This window comes from Bacillus marinisedimentorum, from assembly GCF_001644195.2.
GTDB lineage: Bacteria > Bacillota > Bacilli > Bacillales > Bacillaceae_O > Bacillus_BL > Bacillus_BL marinisedimentorum.
Genome location: NZ_LWBL02000015.1, coordinates 1 through 14,905, shown reverse-complemented (window position 1 = coordinate 14,905; position 14,905 = coordinate 1). Strand labels below are relative to the sequence as shown.

Sequence of the window (14,905 nt, the reverse complement as noted above, 5' to 3'; positions counted from 1 at the left end):
CTGCCGTTCAAATTATGTGCACAATATGATTAGTTTAACTTATCCACAGGCTTGCTATCAAGTTTCTTTCATTTTGCATTTATGCAGATGGATCATGCTGACTGCCAGAAAAAAGGTTGTTTTTCACAGGTTCAATGATTTGTTTCTTGCGGGGATATTCTTAAGAGGGTTTGTGTGAAAAGACAGGGATCATCAGATATGTATGGTCCCTTTGTTGGTCCGTTTAAGCACGCTTTAACGGAAAAACATTCTGTTAGGAATGATAGCAGGCTGCTCTGGATGTTATCCGTTCCTTTCCGCTGCAGGCATTCGCTTTCCGCGGGGCGACCGGGGAGCCTCCTCGGTGCTATTCGCGCCTGCGGGGTCTCCCCTATTTGCTACCCCCGCAGGAGTCTCATGCTTCCGCTTCAATCCACTCAGTTGTAATTTTATGTTTGTTATTGGAAATCGAGTTTATCGGTATGCATAGGAACACTAGGGCGAAAGCGAGCCCTGGCAATGGTTATCAATTTCCCTTCTAAAGTGCAATGTATGGGGGACAAACAGCAATAAAAAAGAACAGCAAACCAAAAATTCAATTTGGCCTGCTGTTCTTCTTTTTAAAAAGATAATCAGTATTTTTTACTCTGAACCAGCCCTGTAATGGTTACCGGGATGCTGGTTCGGTTGTTTGGGCGGGAACGATTACCACATGGCGGTGCGGCTCGTTTCCTTCGGAGTGTGTGTTCACTTTGTTGTTATCAAAAAGTGCGGTATGGATGATTTTCCTTTCGTAAGAAGGCATCGGTTCCAGGACAACCTGCCTCCTGGTCCGAAGCGCCTTGTTAGCAAGTTTGCCGGCAAGGCTTTCCAGCGTTTCCTTCCGGCGGCTCCTGTACCCTTCAGCATCCACTACAACGGACAGGTATTCATCGGAGTACCGGTTGGCGACAAGGTGTGTTAAATATTGAAGGGAATTTAACGTCTGCCCTCTTTTACCGATCAACAGGGCGATTTTCTCCCCTGACAGGTCAAACAGCAAGTCATTGCCTGTTCTGGTCCTTTCAATTTTTACGTCCACTCCCATTTTTTCAGTGACATTTTTCAGGAATGCCTCTGCTTCTTCGACAGGATCATGGATAAGTGTAACTTTGACAATGGCGGGCTTCGACCCAAAAACGCCAAACAGTCCTTTTTTTCCTTCATCAACCACATTGACTTCTACACGATCTTTTGTCGTTTCAAGTTCTTTTAGGGCAGCCTCTACAGCATCATCAACCGTAGGACCGGTGGTTGTCACTTGTTTCACTTCTTGGTTCCTCCTGTTTTCTCAGCCTGTGCGACAGGACTTTTGATGAAGTAGGTTTGCACGATCATAAAGATGTTACCCACTACCCAGTATAGAGAAAGTGCTGCAGGGAACGTAATCGCAAAAATGACGATCATAATCGGCATCAGCCAGAGCATCATGGCCATTTGCGGGTTCTGGTTCGCAACCCCCGCCATGATCATTTTTTGCTGCAGGAATGTTGTTACACCGGCAACAAGCGGCAAGATGTAGTAAGGATCAGCCTGTCCAAGGTCAAACCATAGGAAGTTATGGTTGGCAATTTCTTCGGTGCGCATAATCGCATGATAAAACCCGATCAGGATCGGCATTTGGATAAGCAGCGGGAAACAGCCTGCAAGCGGATTGACGCCGTGCTGCTGGAACAGCTTCATCGTTTCTTCCTGAAGTTTCTGCTGTGTTTTTTGGTCTTTGGAACTATATTTTTCCTTCAAAGCCGTTAATTCAGGCTGAATAGCCTGCATGGCTTTTGAATTCTGGTTTTGTTTAAGTGTAAGCGGCAAAATCGCCGTCCGGATGATAACGGTAACGATGACAATCGACCATCCATAGCTTTCGCCAAAAAGTTCTGCGAAGTAAATGATGAGCCAGGATAGCGGATATACAAAATATTTGTTCCATACTCCTTCACTTTCACCGGTGATCGGTTCATTGATCTCTGTACAGCCGGACAATAACATTGCCAGGCCAACCAGGGTTATCAATAGTAATATTCGTTTTTTCAAACCCTTTTCCTCCTAATCAGAAAAAATTCTCCAATATATTCTAGATGCAAAAGGCACATTTTCTATTGTACCATTTTTTTAACGCTCAGAGGTGTCCTTTTCCGGAACATAATCAATTCCGCCTGGATGAAATGGGTGGCATTTCACCAGCCTTTTGATTGTAAGCCAGCCGCCTTTCAGCGCTCCGAAACGCTGAACCGCTTCAAGGCCATAATGGGAACATGTCGGGTAAAAGCGGCACGTCGGCGGTTTTACCGGTGAAATGAATCGCTGATAAAAACGTATTATTTTTATAAAGAGCCATTTCAACGCGATCGCCTCTTTTCATCCTTCTTTTTCAAGGCACCTGTTTTTTTCAATACATGCTTCATGCTGCTTTTGCTCTGGTGGAAATCCATTTCTGCCACCGGCTTTCTGGCAATGACCACATAATCAAGATCGTGCCGCAGCTCGTCCTTCAGCTCGAGGAAAATCTGGCGGATATAGCGCTTTATTCTGTTTCGTACGACAGCATTCCCGATTTTTTTGCTGACTGAAAGACCAAGCCGAAGTTCTTCCTGGCCTTCTTTCCGCAATATGTAGACGACAAATTGGCGGTTTGCATAAGACCGCCCCTTTTTAAACACTGCCTGAAATTCTTTATCCTTCTTGATGCGATTTCGTTTATTCATAACATCTACACTCCAGAATGATGACGCTTGTAAAAAATGCTCTTTCTCCGAAAAAATGTGCTTTTAAAAGTGGACAGTTGATTTTTGCTGAGGCACTCGCTTTCTGAGGGCCGCACCGCTGCCCCGCCGAACTCCCGCACTTCCGCTCCAATGAGATTGCCGTCCAATAAAACAGGCATCCGGCAATGTTCGATAAGAGCCTTGATGTCTTCCTCTCATCAATTGCCCATCTCATTTCCTTCTATACAAACAAAAGGGAAAAACGGCTGGCCCCTCCCGGCTTCACCGTTTCTTCCTTCTGAATTCAGACATTATTGAATGACACTTGCAAAACATACGGGGCCGCGATCCCTGCTATCAATCCACCTTTTGCTTTTTCTGATTGATCAGCTCCAGATGCCAAAACAGCAGCGCCGCCTTCCGCTTTTCCTATTTACTAGAAAAAAAGCCACTGACAGTTCAGTGGCCTATGCAGACAATACTTTTCTTCCTTTGCGGCGACGGCGCGCCAACACTTTACGTCCATTTTTTGAACTCATGCGTGAACGGAAACCATGTACTTTGCTGCGCTTACGCTTATTTGGTTGAAATGTGCGTTTCATTATATATACACCTCCTCGAGGAATTTCAGTCGAAAGACAGTCGAATCTATTATAAGGAACAAATCCTGCATATGTCAACTTAATTTCACATTCGCTGTCTTATCCTCTTTTGACTTCCCGGGTCCCCACGTTTTGCTTTACCAGCATCTTGTTTGACACATTAAGAAATCTGCTGAAAAAACATGCCTGTGGATAACATCAATCGCCACGATTCGCCACTTTCTTTTTTTATCGACAGCTTTTGCACAAAATATAGTGCTGTGGAAAACTAATCTCCACAACAGGTTGGATATTGTGGATAAGTTTGTCCAACTCATTGCATATACGGCTTTTATCTGGTATTATATTTGTGTTTTCACTCTCTAATTATTTCTCTTATTCACAGCCTGTGGATAATATTGTGGACATTATTCACATGCCTGTTGAGTCCGTTGTCCACAAAAGTGTGTATAATGTGTAAAAGACACTTTTCTACTATATCATATATATTTCCACATTCCGTCGACAATTGCATAGATATTCAACGTTATCCGATATGGTGAACAAAAGTTATACAACCGGGAGCTCTGCTGCCGGTTTATAAGATTGGGAAGACTCTGCGTACGGAAAAAGGGGGACCACCGGACTTAAAAATGTCCTCCGAAAAGAGAGAGAATCTAATTGATACAGTCTATTCAGAAGGAGGGGATCAGGTGGAAAACATCAACGACCTGTGGGAGCAGGCTCTGGGGGAGATTCAAAAGAAACTGAGTAAACCCAGCTTCGAAACCTGGCTCAAATCGACAAAAGCCCATTCTCTAAAAGAAGACACACTTGTCATCGTCGCACCGAATGAGTTTGCCAGAGACTGGCTCGAATCACGCTATTCAGGGCTGATTGCCGAAACACTTACCGACCTGACAGGGGCAGAATTGGAGATCAAATTCATCATTCCGCAAAATCAGACAGAGGAACTTGTGGAAATGAAGCAGCCTCCAAAAAAACAGCCTCCAGCAGGAGATACGAATGATGTCGTGAAAACGATGCTGAATCCAAAATACATTTTTGATACGTTTGTCATTGGATCCGGCAACCGCTTTGCCCATGCAGCTTCACTTGCGGTAGCTGAAGCGCCGGCCAAAGCGTATAATCCACTGTTCATTTATGGCGGAGTTGGACTCGGCAAGACACACCTTATGCACGCCATCGGCCATTATGTGGTGGAACATAATCCTAATGCACGGGTGGTTTATTTATCATCCGAAAAATTCACAAATGAATTCATCAATTCGATCAGAGATAACAAAACCGTCGATTTCCGCAATAAATATCGAAATGTGGATGTCCTGCTCATAGATGATATTCAATTCCTGGCTGGAAAAGAACAGACCCAGGAAGAATTTTTCCATACGTTCAATGCCCTGCATGAGGACAACAAGCAAATCGTCATATCCAGTGACCGGCCGCCAAAAGAGATCCCGACCCTTGAAGATCGCCTGAGGTCACGATTCGAATGGGGGTTGATTACCGATATCACACCTCCCGATCTTGAAACGCGGATTGCGATTCTTAGGAAAAAAGCGAAAGCGGAAGGATTGGATATTCCAAATGAAGTGATGCTTTACATCGCGAATCAAATCGATACGAACATCCGGGAGCTTGAAGGTGCGCTCATCCGAGTTGTCGCCTTCTCCTCTCTCATAAATAAAGATATCAATGCTGACCTTGCGGCAGAAGCGCTTAAAGACATCATCCCGAGCGGCAAGCCGAAGGTCATTACCATCCATGACATCCAGCAGACTGTAGGCAACAAATTCAATGTCCGGCTTGAGGATTTCAAAGCGAAAAAAAGGACAAAATCTGTCGCTTTTCCCAGGCAGATTGCGATGTATATGTCGAGGGAACTTACCGATTTTTCGTTGCCGAAAATCGGCGAAGAATTTGGAGGCAGGGACCATACGACAGTAATCCATGCTCATGAGAAGATTTCCAGGCTGCTGCAGACAGATGCACAGCTACAAAAAGAAATAGAAGAAATAAAAGAAGCACTGAAAAGCCGCTGATCCAGCTGTTGAGAAGTGTGAATAACCGGTGCATGCCTGTACACAGTCTATCCACATGTGGATAGACTTTATCGCCTGCTTATTTCAGGGTTATCCACATTTTCACAGCCCCTATTATTATTACTGCTATTATTTTTAATAAAAATATATATTTAATAGATTCGCCAATTATGTCGAATGTAAGATAGAAAGCAATTGCCATGTCTCTTTTTCATGAAATAAGAAACAGGGGGAAAAACGATGCGATTTACAATTCAACGCGACGTCCTTGTGCAAAATGTGCAGGATGTAATGAAAGCCATATCTTCCAGAACGACCATTCCGATCTTGACGGGCATCAAAATGAAAGCAACCGAAGACGGTGTAACATTAACTGGAAGTGACTCCGATATCTCAATTGAATGCTTTATCCCGGCAGAAGAAGATGGAACCGAACTAGCCGATATTGCGAAGCCGGGAAGCATAGTGCTGCAGGCAAAGTTTTTCGGAGAAATTGTAAAAAAACTTCCTGAAACTGATGTCGAAATTGAAGTAACCGATCATTTCAATACCGTAATTAAGAGCGGAACAGCCGAATTCAATCTGAACGGCCTTGATCCTGAAGAATATCCTCATTTGCCGGAAGTTCAGGAAGATGAGTTTTTCCAGCTGCCGATCGACCTGCTTAAGCATATGATCCGGCAGACTGTTTTTGCAGTGTCCACCTCAGAAACACGCCCTATCTTGACAGGTGTAAACTGGAAGGTTGATGACAAAGAGCTTTCCTGTATTGCAACAGACAGCCACCGCCTTGCGATGAGGAAAGCGCCGGTTGAAAAAGGGAATCTCAGCCAGGCGAATATCGTCATTCCAGGGAAAAGCTTGAACGAGCTGAATAAAATTCTTGATGATACCGACGAACTGATCGATGTGTTCGTTACGGAGAACCAGGTGCTGTTCAAAACGAAAAACCTGCTTTTTTTCTCAAGGCTGCTTGATGGAAACTACCCGGATACATCGAGGCTTATCCCGGATGAAAGCAAAACGGATGTCACGCTTGGTGCCAAAGAGTTCCTCCAGGCGATCGACCGGGCATCACTTCTGGCGCGGGAAGGCCGCAATAATGTCGTCAAGTTTTCGACACTGGAAAACGGCTTTGTTGAGGTTTCGTCAAATTCCCCTGAAATCGGAAAAGTGTTTGAACGGGTGAAAACAAATAGTATTGAAGGAGACGAACTGAAAATATCATTCAGTGCGAAATATGTAATGGATGCTTTGAAAGCGATTGATTCCACTGAAATCCAGGTGAACTTCACCGGTGCGATGAGGCCTTTTTTAATCCGCTCCATCGAAGATCATTCCATTTTACAGCTTATCCTGCCTGTCCGTACGTATTAATCATAGGACCGATATGCGGACTGCAAGCATGGTTAGCGCACCGCGAAAAATGACATACTAATTCCAGTGAACAAGCTACCGGTACTGACATCCATGGATATACCGGTAGCCTTTCTTTTCTCAGCGGGTTACTTTTAGTAAACTGTATAAAGAAGGTGTACAATGAAGGCTGGAGCATTCATTCAGTCAGACGGTAAAGATGCTGCAAGCGAAGAAATTGCTGAAAAGGAGTCGACTAAATGGAAAAAATCCAGGTTACAGAAGATCCGATCACACTCGGACAATTTTTAAAACTGGCCGGTGTGATTGATACAGGCGGAGCAGCCAAATGGTTTTTAAGCGAATATGAAGTTTTTGTAAATGGAGAGCCTGAAAACAGGCGCGGGAAAAAGTTGACGGATGGAGATCAAGTCGAAATCCCGGATGTCGGCTCATTCATTGTGCAAGCATAGCCGGAGGGACTTCATTTGTATATTGATGAAATTAAATTAACCAATTACAGGAATTATAAATCCTGCTCAGTACAGTTCGAAAACCAGGTCAATGTATTCCTCGGTGAAAATGCCCAGGGGAAAACAAACCTTATGGAAGCCATCTATGTACTTGCCGTGGCGAAATCCCATCGGACGCCAAGAGATAAAGAGCTTATACGCTGGGACGAAGAATATGGTAAAATAGAGGGACAGGCTCAAAAGCGGAACGGGTCTGTCCGTCTTGAAATCATCGTTTCGACAAAAGGGAAAAAAGCAAAACTTAATTATCTGGAGCAGCAGAAATTAAGCAACTATATCGGCACGCTGAATGTCGTGATGTTTGCTCCGGAGGACTTGAATCTTGTTAAAGGAAGTCCGCAGGTCCGGCGCCGGTTCATCGATATGGAAATCGGCCAGGTGAATAATATCTACCTGCATGAACTCGGCAAGTATCAAAAAATCCTCCAGCAGCGGAACCATCTGCTTAAAAAAATGCAGCGAAAACCAAATGAAGACCAGACGATGCTCGATGTCCTTACGAGCCAGCTGATCGAAAGTGCGGCCCGGGTTGTAAGGAAGCGGTATGAATTCATCGGTTTGCTGCAGCAATGGGCCGCTCCGATCCACAAAGGCATCTCCAGAGGGTTAGAAGATCTGCAAATTCAGTATAAGCCGTCAATTGAGGTATCAGAAACGACGGATTTGTCGAGAATAATAGAAAGCTATGAGGAAAAGTTTGCTAAAATAAAAGATAGAGAACTGGAACGGGGCATGTCCCTGGCCGGCCCCCACCGCGATGACCTGCAGTTTATCGTAAATGGAAAAGATGTGCAGACATATGGATCGCAGGGCCAGCAGCGGACAACCGCACTTTCAGTGAAGTTGGCCGAAATCGAGTTGATTCATGATGAGGTCGGCGAATATCCGATTCTTTTGCTCGACGATGTACTTTCGGAATTGGACGATTTCCGCCAATCGCATTTATTGAATACAATCCAGGGGAAAGTCCAGACATTTGTTACAACAACAAGTGTTGAAGGGATTCACCATGAAACACTGGAAAAAGCGTCGACGTTCCGGGTGTCAGATGGTGAAGTCACTAAAGTGAAGTGAGGTGGCGGCATGTATATACATTTAGGAGAAGAAATTGTCATCCGGTCAAAGGACATTGTGGCCATAATTGACCGCCATTTACTGCAATCATCCACAATTATCAACGAATTTATAACTGGACAGCAAAAAAAACGCCAGGTAGTCGAAGTCACTGAGGGAGACATCAAATCCATTGTGGTGACGAAAGAAAAAATCTATTTGTCCTCTCTTTCTTCCGCTACATTGAAAAGGCGTGCTGAAACAACCGGTGAGCTTGTTATTGGAGAAGACCAGGACTAAACATTGTCCTTTTACTATAAAGCCAGGAAAGAGCCATTTAGAAAAGGAAGCCTGATCCGGCGCCTGCTTTAACAGGTTGTGCAGCCGAGCTTGCAAAGCAAGCGGCGCACCCGGCAAGGCCAGGCCGTTTTTTCCATTTCTATGAAAATAGTCTATAAAAGGCGTAGGTGATATATGTGTCATTAGAACAAAACATACAACCACAATACGATGAGAATCAGATACAAGTCCTCGAAGGACTGGAAGCAGTCCGGAAACGTCCCGGCATGTATATTGGTTCAACGAGCAGCAGAGGGCTCCACCACCTTGTCTGGGAAATTGTCGACAATAGTATCGATGAGGCGCTTGCCGGTTATTGCGATACAATTAAAGTGACAATTGAAAAGGATAACAGCATAACGGTTGAAGACGACGGCCGCGGCATTCCGGTCGGTATGCATGAAAAGCAGGGGCGCCCTGCAGTCGAAGTCATCATGACCGTCCTCCATGCCGGCGGGAAATTCGGCGGCGGCGGCTACAAAGTATCAGGCGGCCTGCACGGTGTCGGCGCTTCCGTTGTCAACGCCCTTTCATCCATTCTTGAAGTGAGAGTTCACCGTGACGGGAAAATCCATTACCAGAAGTACCATAAAGGTGTTCCGCAAAATGAACTGAAAGTGATTGGCGAAACAGACCGGACCGGCACAATCACCCATTTCAAGCCGGATCCGGAAATTTTCACCGAGACAACGGTTTACGAATTTGACATTCTCGCCACCCGTATCCGCGAACTTGCATTCCTTAACAGGGGCTTGAAAATCATTATCGAGGACACGCGCGAGGACGGCAAGATCAAAGAATACCGTTATGAAGGCGGCATTGTTTCTTATGTCGAACACTTGAACAGGACAAAGGAAGGCTTGCATGAACCGGTCTTCGTTGAGGGAGAAAAAAGCGGAATATCGATTGAAATAGCCATTCAGTACAATGAAGGATTCTCCAGCAATATTTATTCATTCGCCAATAATATTCATACTTATGAAGGCGGAACGCATGAGTCAGGCTTTAAAACAGCCCTTACCCGGGTGATAAATGACTATGCAAGACGAAATAACATGTTCAAGGAAAACGATCCGAACTTGACCGGGGATGATGTGCGGGAAGGACTGACGGCGATCGTTTCGATCAAGCATCCCGATCCCCAGTTCGAAGGACAGACGAAGACGAAGCTCGGGAACAGTGAAGTGCGCACGGTAACGGATTCCCTTTTCTCCGAGAAGTTCGAAACATTCCTGTTTGAAAATCCCTCTGTTGCCAAAAAAATCGTTGAAAAGGGACTTATGGCTTCGCGTGCACGGATGGCTGCGAAAAAAGCACGTGAGCTCACCCGCCGCAAGAGCGCCCTTGAAGTTTCGAGCTTACCGGGGAAATTGGCGGACTGTTCCTCCAAAGACGCTTCTATCAGCGAATTGTATATCGTTGAGGGGGATTCCGCGGGCGGATCGGCCAAGCAGGGCCGTGACCGCCATTTTCAGGCGATCCTGCCTCTGCGCGGAAAGATCATTAACGTTGAAAAAGCGCGGCTTGATAAAATATTATCCAACAACGAAATCCGTGCCATGATCACAGCTCTTGGTACAGGAATCGGCGAAGACTTCAATATCGAAAAAGCACGCTATCATAAAATTGTCATCATGACTGATGCGGACGTTGACGGCGCCCATATCCGAACACTGCTTATGACCTTCATATACAGGTACATGAAGCCTTTGATTGAACACGGCTATATCTATATCGCCCAGCCGCCCCTTTATAAAATCCAGCAGGGGAAAAAGGTTTACTACGCTTATAATGACCGCGAGATGGACCGGATCTACAGTGAACTTCCGGCATCGCCAAAACCATCACTGCAGCGTTATAAAGGGCTTGGGGAAATGAATCCGCAGCAGCTCTGGGAAACGACGATGGACCCGGAAACAAGGACATTGCTGCAAGTCCAGCTCGAAGACGCAATTGAAGCCGATGAAACGTTTGACATTCTCATGGGCGATAAAGTCGAACCGCGGCGGAACTTCATCCAGGAGAACGCCCAGTACGTTAAAAATCTTGATGTGTAAAGCGGGAAAAGCAATCTTTTCCCCTCTTCACCGAGTGATATAAACATAAATTAAACTCTTCAGCCCGCTAAATAAAGCTGGTTCAGTTTTTCTAGCATCCTGTGATCCTTAAATCCCCGGATGCTGTCTTTTTTGAAGAAAGGAAATGGCCAAGCCCGCCAAAGCAAGAGGGAACAAACGCTTAAGTCGTGCTGCTGCACAGGGCGGTATCCCGCTTAAGCCGCGGAGAAGCTATCCGGGTTTCCTGCAAAGAAAGAAGGAGGTTCTGCCATGGCAGATCAAGAGAACCACTCACAAGTAAAAGAAGTGAATATCAGCCAGGAGATGCGGACGTCATTCATGGATTATGCCATGAGCGTCATTGTCTCCCGTGCCCTTCCTGATGTAAGGGACGGACTGAAGCCCGTACACCGAAGAATTTTGTATGCAATGAATGACCTCGGCATGACGGCTGACAAAGCATATAAAAAGTCCGCCCGTATCGTCGGCGAAGTTATCGGTAAATACCATCCGCACGGCGATTCCGCAGTATACGATACAATGGTCAGGATGGCGCAGGACTTCAACTACCGCTATATGCTTGTCGACGGCCACGGGAACTTTGGTTCGGTCGATGGCGATGCTGCAGCAGCCATGCGTTACACGGAAGCCAGAATGTCCAAAATTTCCATGGAAATGCTGCGTGACATCAATAAAGATACAATTGATTATCAGGATAACTATGACGGCTCCGAGCAGGAACCGATCGTCCTGCCGGCACGTTTTCCGAACTTGCTTGTAAACGGAGCTTCCGGGATTGCGGTTGGAATGGCGACTAACATCCCGCCACACCACCTCGGGGAAGTCATTGACGGCGTCCTGGCTGTCAGTGAAAATTCAGATATCACGATTCCAGAACTGATGGAAATCATACCGGGCCCGGATTTCCCTACTGCCGGCCAAATTCTTGGCCGCAGCGGCATCCGCAAGGCGTATGAAACAGGACGCGGTTCCATCACCATCCGTGCAAAGGTGGAAATCGAGACACAGCAAAATGGCAAGGAGCGCATTATCGTCAGCGAACTTCCTTATCAAGTCAACAAGGCAAAGCTGATCGAAAAAATTGCTGAACTGGCACGGGACAAGAAAATTGAAGGCATCACCGACCTTCGCGACGAATCCGACCGCAACGGCATGCGGATCGTCATCGAGGTACGGAAAGACGCCAATGCCAATGTATTGCTGAATAACTTATATAAACAGACAACACTGCAAACCAGCTTCGGAATCAACATGCTCGCACTGGTTGACGGCCATCCGAAGGTCCTTAACCTGAAACAGATGCTGAAATATTATCTTGACCACCAGCGCATCGTCATCCGGCGCCGTACTGCATTTGAACTGAGAAAAGCCGAAGCAAGGGCCCATATTTTAGAAGGTCTCCGCATTGCACTTGATCACATCGATGAAGTCATCAGCCTGATTCGCGGGTCACGCACAACAGATATCGCGCGTGAAGGATTGATGGAAAAATTCGGATTATCCGAAAAGCAGGCTCAGGCCATTCTGGATATGCGACTCCAGCGTTTGACAGGCCTGGAACGCGACAAAATCGAAGAAGAATATAATGAACTGATGAAACTGATCGAAGAACTGAAAGCCATTCTTGCCGATGATGAAAAAGTGCTTGAAATCATCAGGGAGGAACTGACAGAGATCAAAGAACGGTTCCTTGACCAGCGCCGTACCGAACTCGTCGCCGGCGGCGTGGACTTGATTGAAGATGAGGACTTGATCCCTGAAGAAACAATCATTGTCACGCTCACGCATAACGGCTACATCAAGCGTTTGCCGCTGTCAACGTACCGCAGTCAGAAGCGCGGCGGACGCGGCGTGCAGGGAATGGGGATGAATGAAGATGACTTTGTCGAGCATCTGCTCACAACGTCCACCCATAACACGCTGCTGTTCTTCACGAATAAAGGGAAAGTCTATCGGGCAAAGGGCTACGAAATCCCTGAGTTCGGCCGGACCTCCAAAGGCATTCCGCTCATCAACCTGCTTGAAGTGGAAAAAGGCGAATGGGTAAATGCCATGATTACAGTCGAGGAATTCGCTGACGACTGGTATCTGTTCTTTACGACCAAACAGGGTATTTCCAAACGGTCTGCATTGTCATCGTTCGCAAATATCCGCAAAGGCGGACTGATTGCTCTTACAGTACGTGAAGATGACGAATTGATTTCGGTCCGCTTGACGGATGGAAATAAAGAAATCATTATCGGCACCAAAAACGGATTGATGATCCGTTTCCCTGAAACAGATGTAAGGGCAATGGGACGTACAGCTGCAGGGGTAAAAGGGATCACGCTTGCAGAAGATGATGAAGTGGTCGGAATGGAAATCCTCGAAGAAGGAATGGATATTCTTGTTGTGACGAAAAACGGTTACGGAAAACGGACGCCGATGGAAGAATATCGTGTTCAGGGACGCGGCGGTAAAGGGCTGCTCACTTGTAACGTTACCGACAAAAACGGCAAGGTGGTAGCCGTCAAAGCAGTAAGGGGCGAAGAAGACCTTATGCTGATCACCGCAAGCGGCGTTTTGATACGCATGGCGCTCGAAGATATTTCGACAATGGGACGCAACACGCAGGGGGTCCGCCTGATACGCCTGGGGGATGAAGGAGAAGTCGCCACAGTCGCAAAAGTGGATCCTGAAAAAGAAGAAGAAGTCCTCGAAGATATGGAAGAAATCGAAACACCTGAAAGCTATGAAGCGGAACAGGGTGAAATTTCTTCCGAAAACGAAGAGCCGGATACCGGAAGTGATGAAGAAGAACCTGAAAATGAATAAAAATCAGGAAAAAATTGAGAACCACGTTCGCGTGGTTCTCTTTTTTTAGTACAATGGAAATAGATGCAGAACAAACGGGGGAAAGATGATGAAAGTGCTTGTCAGTCAATTAAAAGAAGGCTGCATTCTTTCAGAGGATATAAACCTGAAAGGAACCCAGCCGTTCATGAGAAAAAAAACCGTCCTTACAGCCAGGCATTTGGAAGTGCTGCGCGCGTTTTTGATTAGAGAAGTGACGATAGAGCCTCTTCTTGCCAGCGGGGAATATTTTAAGGGCGGAAAAGAAGATGAAGAACATCAGAAACAAGAACAATCACGTAAACCATCCAGTTCAGGAATTAATATGAGTGAAGAACCTTTCCTCAATACATATTTGAAAGCCGTCCGCCAATTTAAAGCAATGTACAAGACGTGGGAAGCGGGTGCCCAAATCGATATCGTAAAAGTGAGAGAGGTGCTCATCCCGCTTTTTACTGTCTCGGAAACAGCAGGAAATGAAGTATTCCATCTGCATCACTATTCAACACCTGATGATTATCTCTACCATCATTCGGTAGCAACCGGCTTGATTTCTTCCTTCCTTGCGCGGAAATTGAATTATGCCAAAGCGGATATGCTGAATATTGGACTTGCAGGAGCATTGAGCGATATCGGCATGATTAAGCTACCAATCCGGACGATCAATAAGCCGGGGCTGTTAACGGAACAGGAATACGAAAAAGTGAAGCAGCACCCTATTTTGAGTTACAAAATGATCCGCTCATTGAACCTCCTGCCTGAAAGCGTAAAACTGGCTGTTCTCCAGCATCATGAACGGCTGGACGGCAGCGGCTACCCGATGGGATCATCCGGTCTAAAGATTCACATATACAGCCGTATCATTTCACTAGCTGATGTCTACCATGCTATGACAACCGAGCGGGTATACCACCAGAAACAATCGCCTTTCCGGGCAATAGAGGCGATCAGGAAAGAACATTTCGGACAATTCGATCCGGAGGTCATGCAACTTTTACAAAAAAGCATTATAACGTTTTCACCTGGAACTGAAGTGAAACTTTCCAATAGTGAAAAAGGAAATATCATGTATATCGATCAAGTAAACCCGACAAGGCCGATCATAAAGCTTTCAGGCAGCGGGGAATTAATGAAGCTGGCAGACCATCCGGAGCTATATATTGATGAAGTGATTTAAATAGAGCGAGAATTGGAACCTCCAAGAAGAGTTTATTCCTCATATCTATTTTCTTTTGGGATTCTATTGATTTATCTTGTTAGGCATGATATATTATTTAAGCTGTCGTTGAGGCAGCAGGAAACGAAAAACATTCTTTTAAAAAGATGTTGACTTGGTTTTCTATACAT

The 14,905-nt window shown here is 45.8% G+C and carries 13 protein-coding genes; 8 read left to right on the top strand and 5 right to left on the bottom strand.

Annotated elements, in window-relative coordinates; translation table 11 throughout:
- Positions 1 to 646: 646 nt before the first annotated feature.
- From jag to rpmH, 5 genes are all read right to left on the bottom strand, one after another.
- Entirely contained in the window at positions 647 to 1,288 is a 642-nt protein-coding gene (gene jag / locus A4U59_RS04215) for an RNA-binding cell elongation regulator Jag/EloR (RefSeq protein ID WP_070119996.1), read from the bottom strand.
- On the bottom strand, positions 1,285 to 2,007 hold the full coding sequence (gene spoIIIJ / locus A4U59_RS04210) for a YidC family membrane integrase SpoIIIJ (protein ID WP_425388875.1): 723 nt from the start codon (positions 2,005 to 2,007) through the stop codon (positions 1,285 to 1,287). The genes jag and spoIIIJ overlap by 4 nt, the downstream gene beginning before the upstream one ends.
- A gap of 123 nt (positions 2,008 to 2,130) precedes the next feature.
- On the bottom strand, positions 2,131 to 2,361 hold the full coding sequence (gene yidD, locus A4U59_RS04205; RefSeq protein ID WP_070119992.1) for a membrane protein insertion efficiency factor YidD: 231 nt from the start codon (positions 2,359 to 2,361) through the stop codon (positions 2,131 to 2,133).
- Complete coding sequence (gene rnpA, locus A4U59_RS04200) at positions 2,358 to 2,723, bottom strand: ribonuclease P protein component (RefSeq protein ID WP_070119990.1); 366 nt, start codon at positions 2,721 to 2,723, stop codon at positions 2,358 to 2,360. Before rnpA ends, yidD begins: the two co-directional genes overlap by 4 nt.
- Before the next feature lie 467 nt (positions 2,724 to 3,190).
- Positions 3,191 to 3,325, bottom strand: coding sequence for a 50S ribosomal protein L34 (gene rpmH, locus A4U59_RS20780; protein ID WP_083270649.1), 135 nt, complete (start codon positions 3,323 to 3,325; stop codon positions 3,191 to 3,193).
- 692 nt (positions 3,326 to 4,017) lie between these two features.
- Between rpmH and dnaA the strand changes: the two genes are divergently transcribed.
- From dnaA to A4U59_RS04160, 8 genes are all read left to right on the top strand, one after another.
- Positions 4,018 to 5,367 (top strand): chromosomal replication initiator protein DnaA, encoded by a 1,350-nt coding sequence (gene dnaA, locus A4U59_RS04195; protein WP_070119988.1) that lies wholly within the window; start codon positions 4,018 to 4,020, stop codon positions 5,365 to 5,367.
- 240 nt (positions 5,368 to 5,607) lie between these two features.
- On the top strand, positions 5,608 to 6,744 hold the full coding sequence (dnaN, locus tag A4U59_RS04190) for a DNA polymerase III subunit beta (protein WP_070119986.1): 1,137 nt from the start codon (positions 5,608 to 5,610) through the stop codon (positions 6,742 to 6,744).
- 239 nt (positions 6,745 to 6,983) lie between these two features.
- The gene (gene yaaA, locus A4U59_RS04185; RefSeq protein ID WP_070119984.1) at positions 6,984 to 7,196 is read left to right on the top strand and encodes a S4 domain-containing protein YaaA; all 213 of its coding nucleotides are present in this window, start codon (positions 6,984 to 6,986) and stop codon (positions 7,194 to 7,196) included.
- A gap of 15 nt (positions 7,197 to 7,211) precedes the next feature.
- Positions 7,212 to 8,330: a DNA replication/repair protein RecF gene (recF, locus tag A4U59_RS04180; protein ID WP_070119982.1), complete on the top strand. Its 1,119-nt coding sequence runs from the start codon at positions 7,212 to 7,214 to the stop codon at positions 8,328 to 8,330.
- 9 nt (positions 8,331 to 8,339) lie between these two features.
- Complete coding sequence (gene remB / locus A4U59_RS04175; RefSeq protein ID WP_070119980.1) at positions 8,340 to 8,609, top strand: extracellular matrix regulator RemB; 270 nt, start codon at positions 8,340 to 8,342, stop codon at positions 8,607 to 8,609.
- A gap of 176 nt (positions 8,610 to 8,785) precedes the next feature.
- Positions 8,786 to 10,705 (top strand): DNA topoisomerase (ATP-hydrolyzing) subunit B, encoded by a 1,920-nt coding sequence (gyrB, locus tag A4U59_RS04170; protein ID WP_070119978.1) that lies wholly within the window; start codon positions 8,786 to 8,788, stop codon positions 10,703 to 10,705.
- 270 nt (positions 10,706 to 10,975) lie between these two features.
- Positions 10,976 to 13,540 (top strand): DNA gyrase subunit A, encoded by a 2,565-nt coding sequence (gyrA, locus tag A4U59_RS04165; protein WP_070119976.1) that lies wholly within the window; start codon positions 10,976 to 10,978, stop codon positions 13,538 to 13,540.
- An 88-nt stretch (positions 13,541 to 13,628) separates the two neighbouring features.
- Positions 13,629 to 14,735 (top strand): HD-GYP domain-containing protein, encoded by a 1,107-nt coding sequence (locus A4U59_RS04160; protein ID WP_157888133.1) that lies wholly within the window; start codon positions 13,629 to 13,631, stop codon positions 14,733 to 14,735.
- Positions 14,736 to 14,905: the final 170 nt, after the last annotated feature.

What these genes read in the sequence shown, in the direction of transcription:
- spoIIIJ (WP_425388875.1), bottom strand. Translation starts at nt 2,007, where the DNA reads ATGTTATTGTCCGGCTGTACAGAGATCAATGAACCGATCACCGGTGAA.
- rnpA (WP_070119990.1), bottom strand. Translation starts at nt 2,723, where the DNA reads ATGAATAAACGAAATCGCATCAAGAAGGATAAAGAATTTCAGGCAGTG.
- rpmH (WP_083270649.1), bottom strand. Translation starts at nt 3,325, where the DNA reads ATGAAACGCACATTTCAACCAAATAAGCGTAAGCGCAGCAAAGTACAT.
- dnaN (WP_070119986.1), top strand. Translation starts at nt 5,608, where the DNA reads ATGCGATTTACAATTCAACGCGACGTCCTTGTGCAAAATGTGCAGGAT.
- yaaA (WP_070119984.1), top strand. Translation starts at nt 6,984, where the DNA reads ATGGAAAAAATCCAGGTTACAGAAGATCCGATCACACTCGGACAATTT.
- remB (WP_070119980.1), top strand. Translation starts at nt 8,340, where the DNA reads ATGTATATACATTTAGGAGAAGAAATTGTCATCCGGTCAAAGGACATT.
- gyrA (WP_070119976.1), top strand. Translation starts at nt 10,976, where the DNA reads ATGGCAGATCAAGAGAACCACTCACAAGTAAAAGAAGTGAATATCAGC.
- A4U59_RS04160 (WP_157888133.1), top strand. Translation starts at nt 13,629, where the DNA reads ATGAAAGTGCTTGTCAGTCAATTAAAAGAAGGCTGCATTCTTTCAGAG.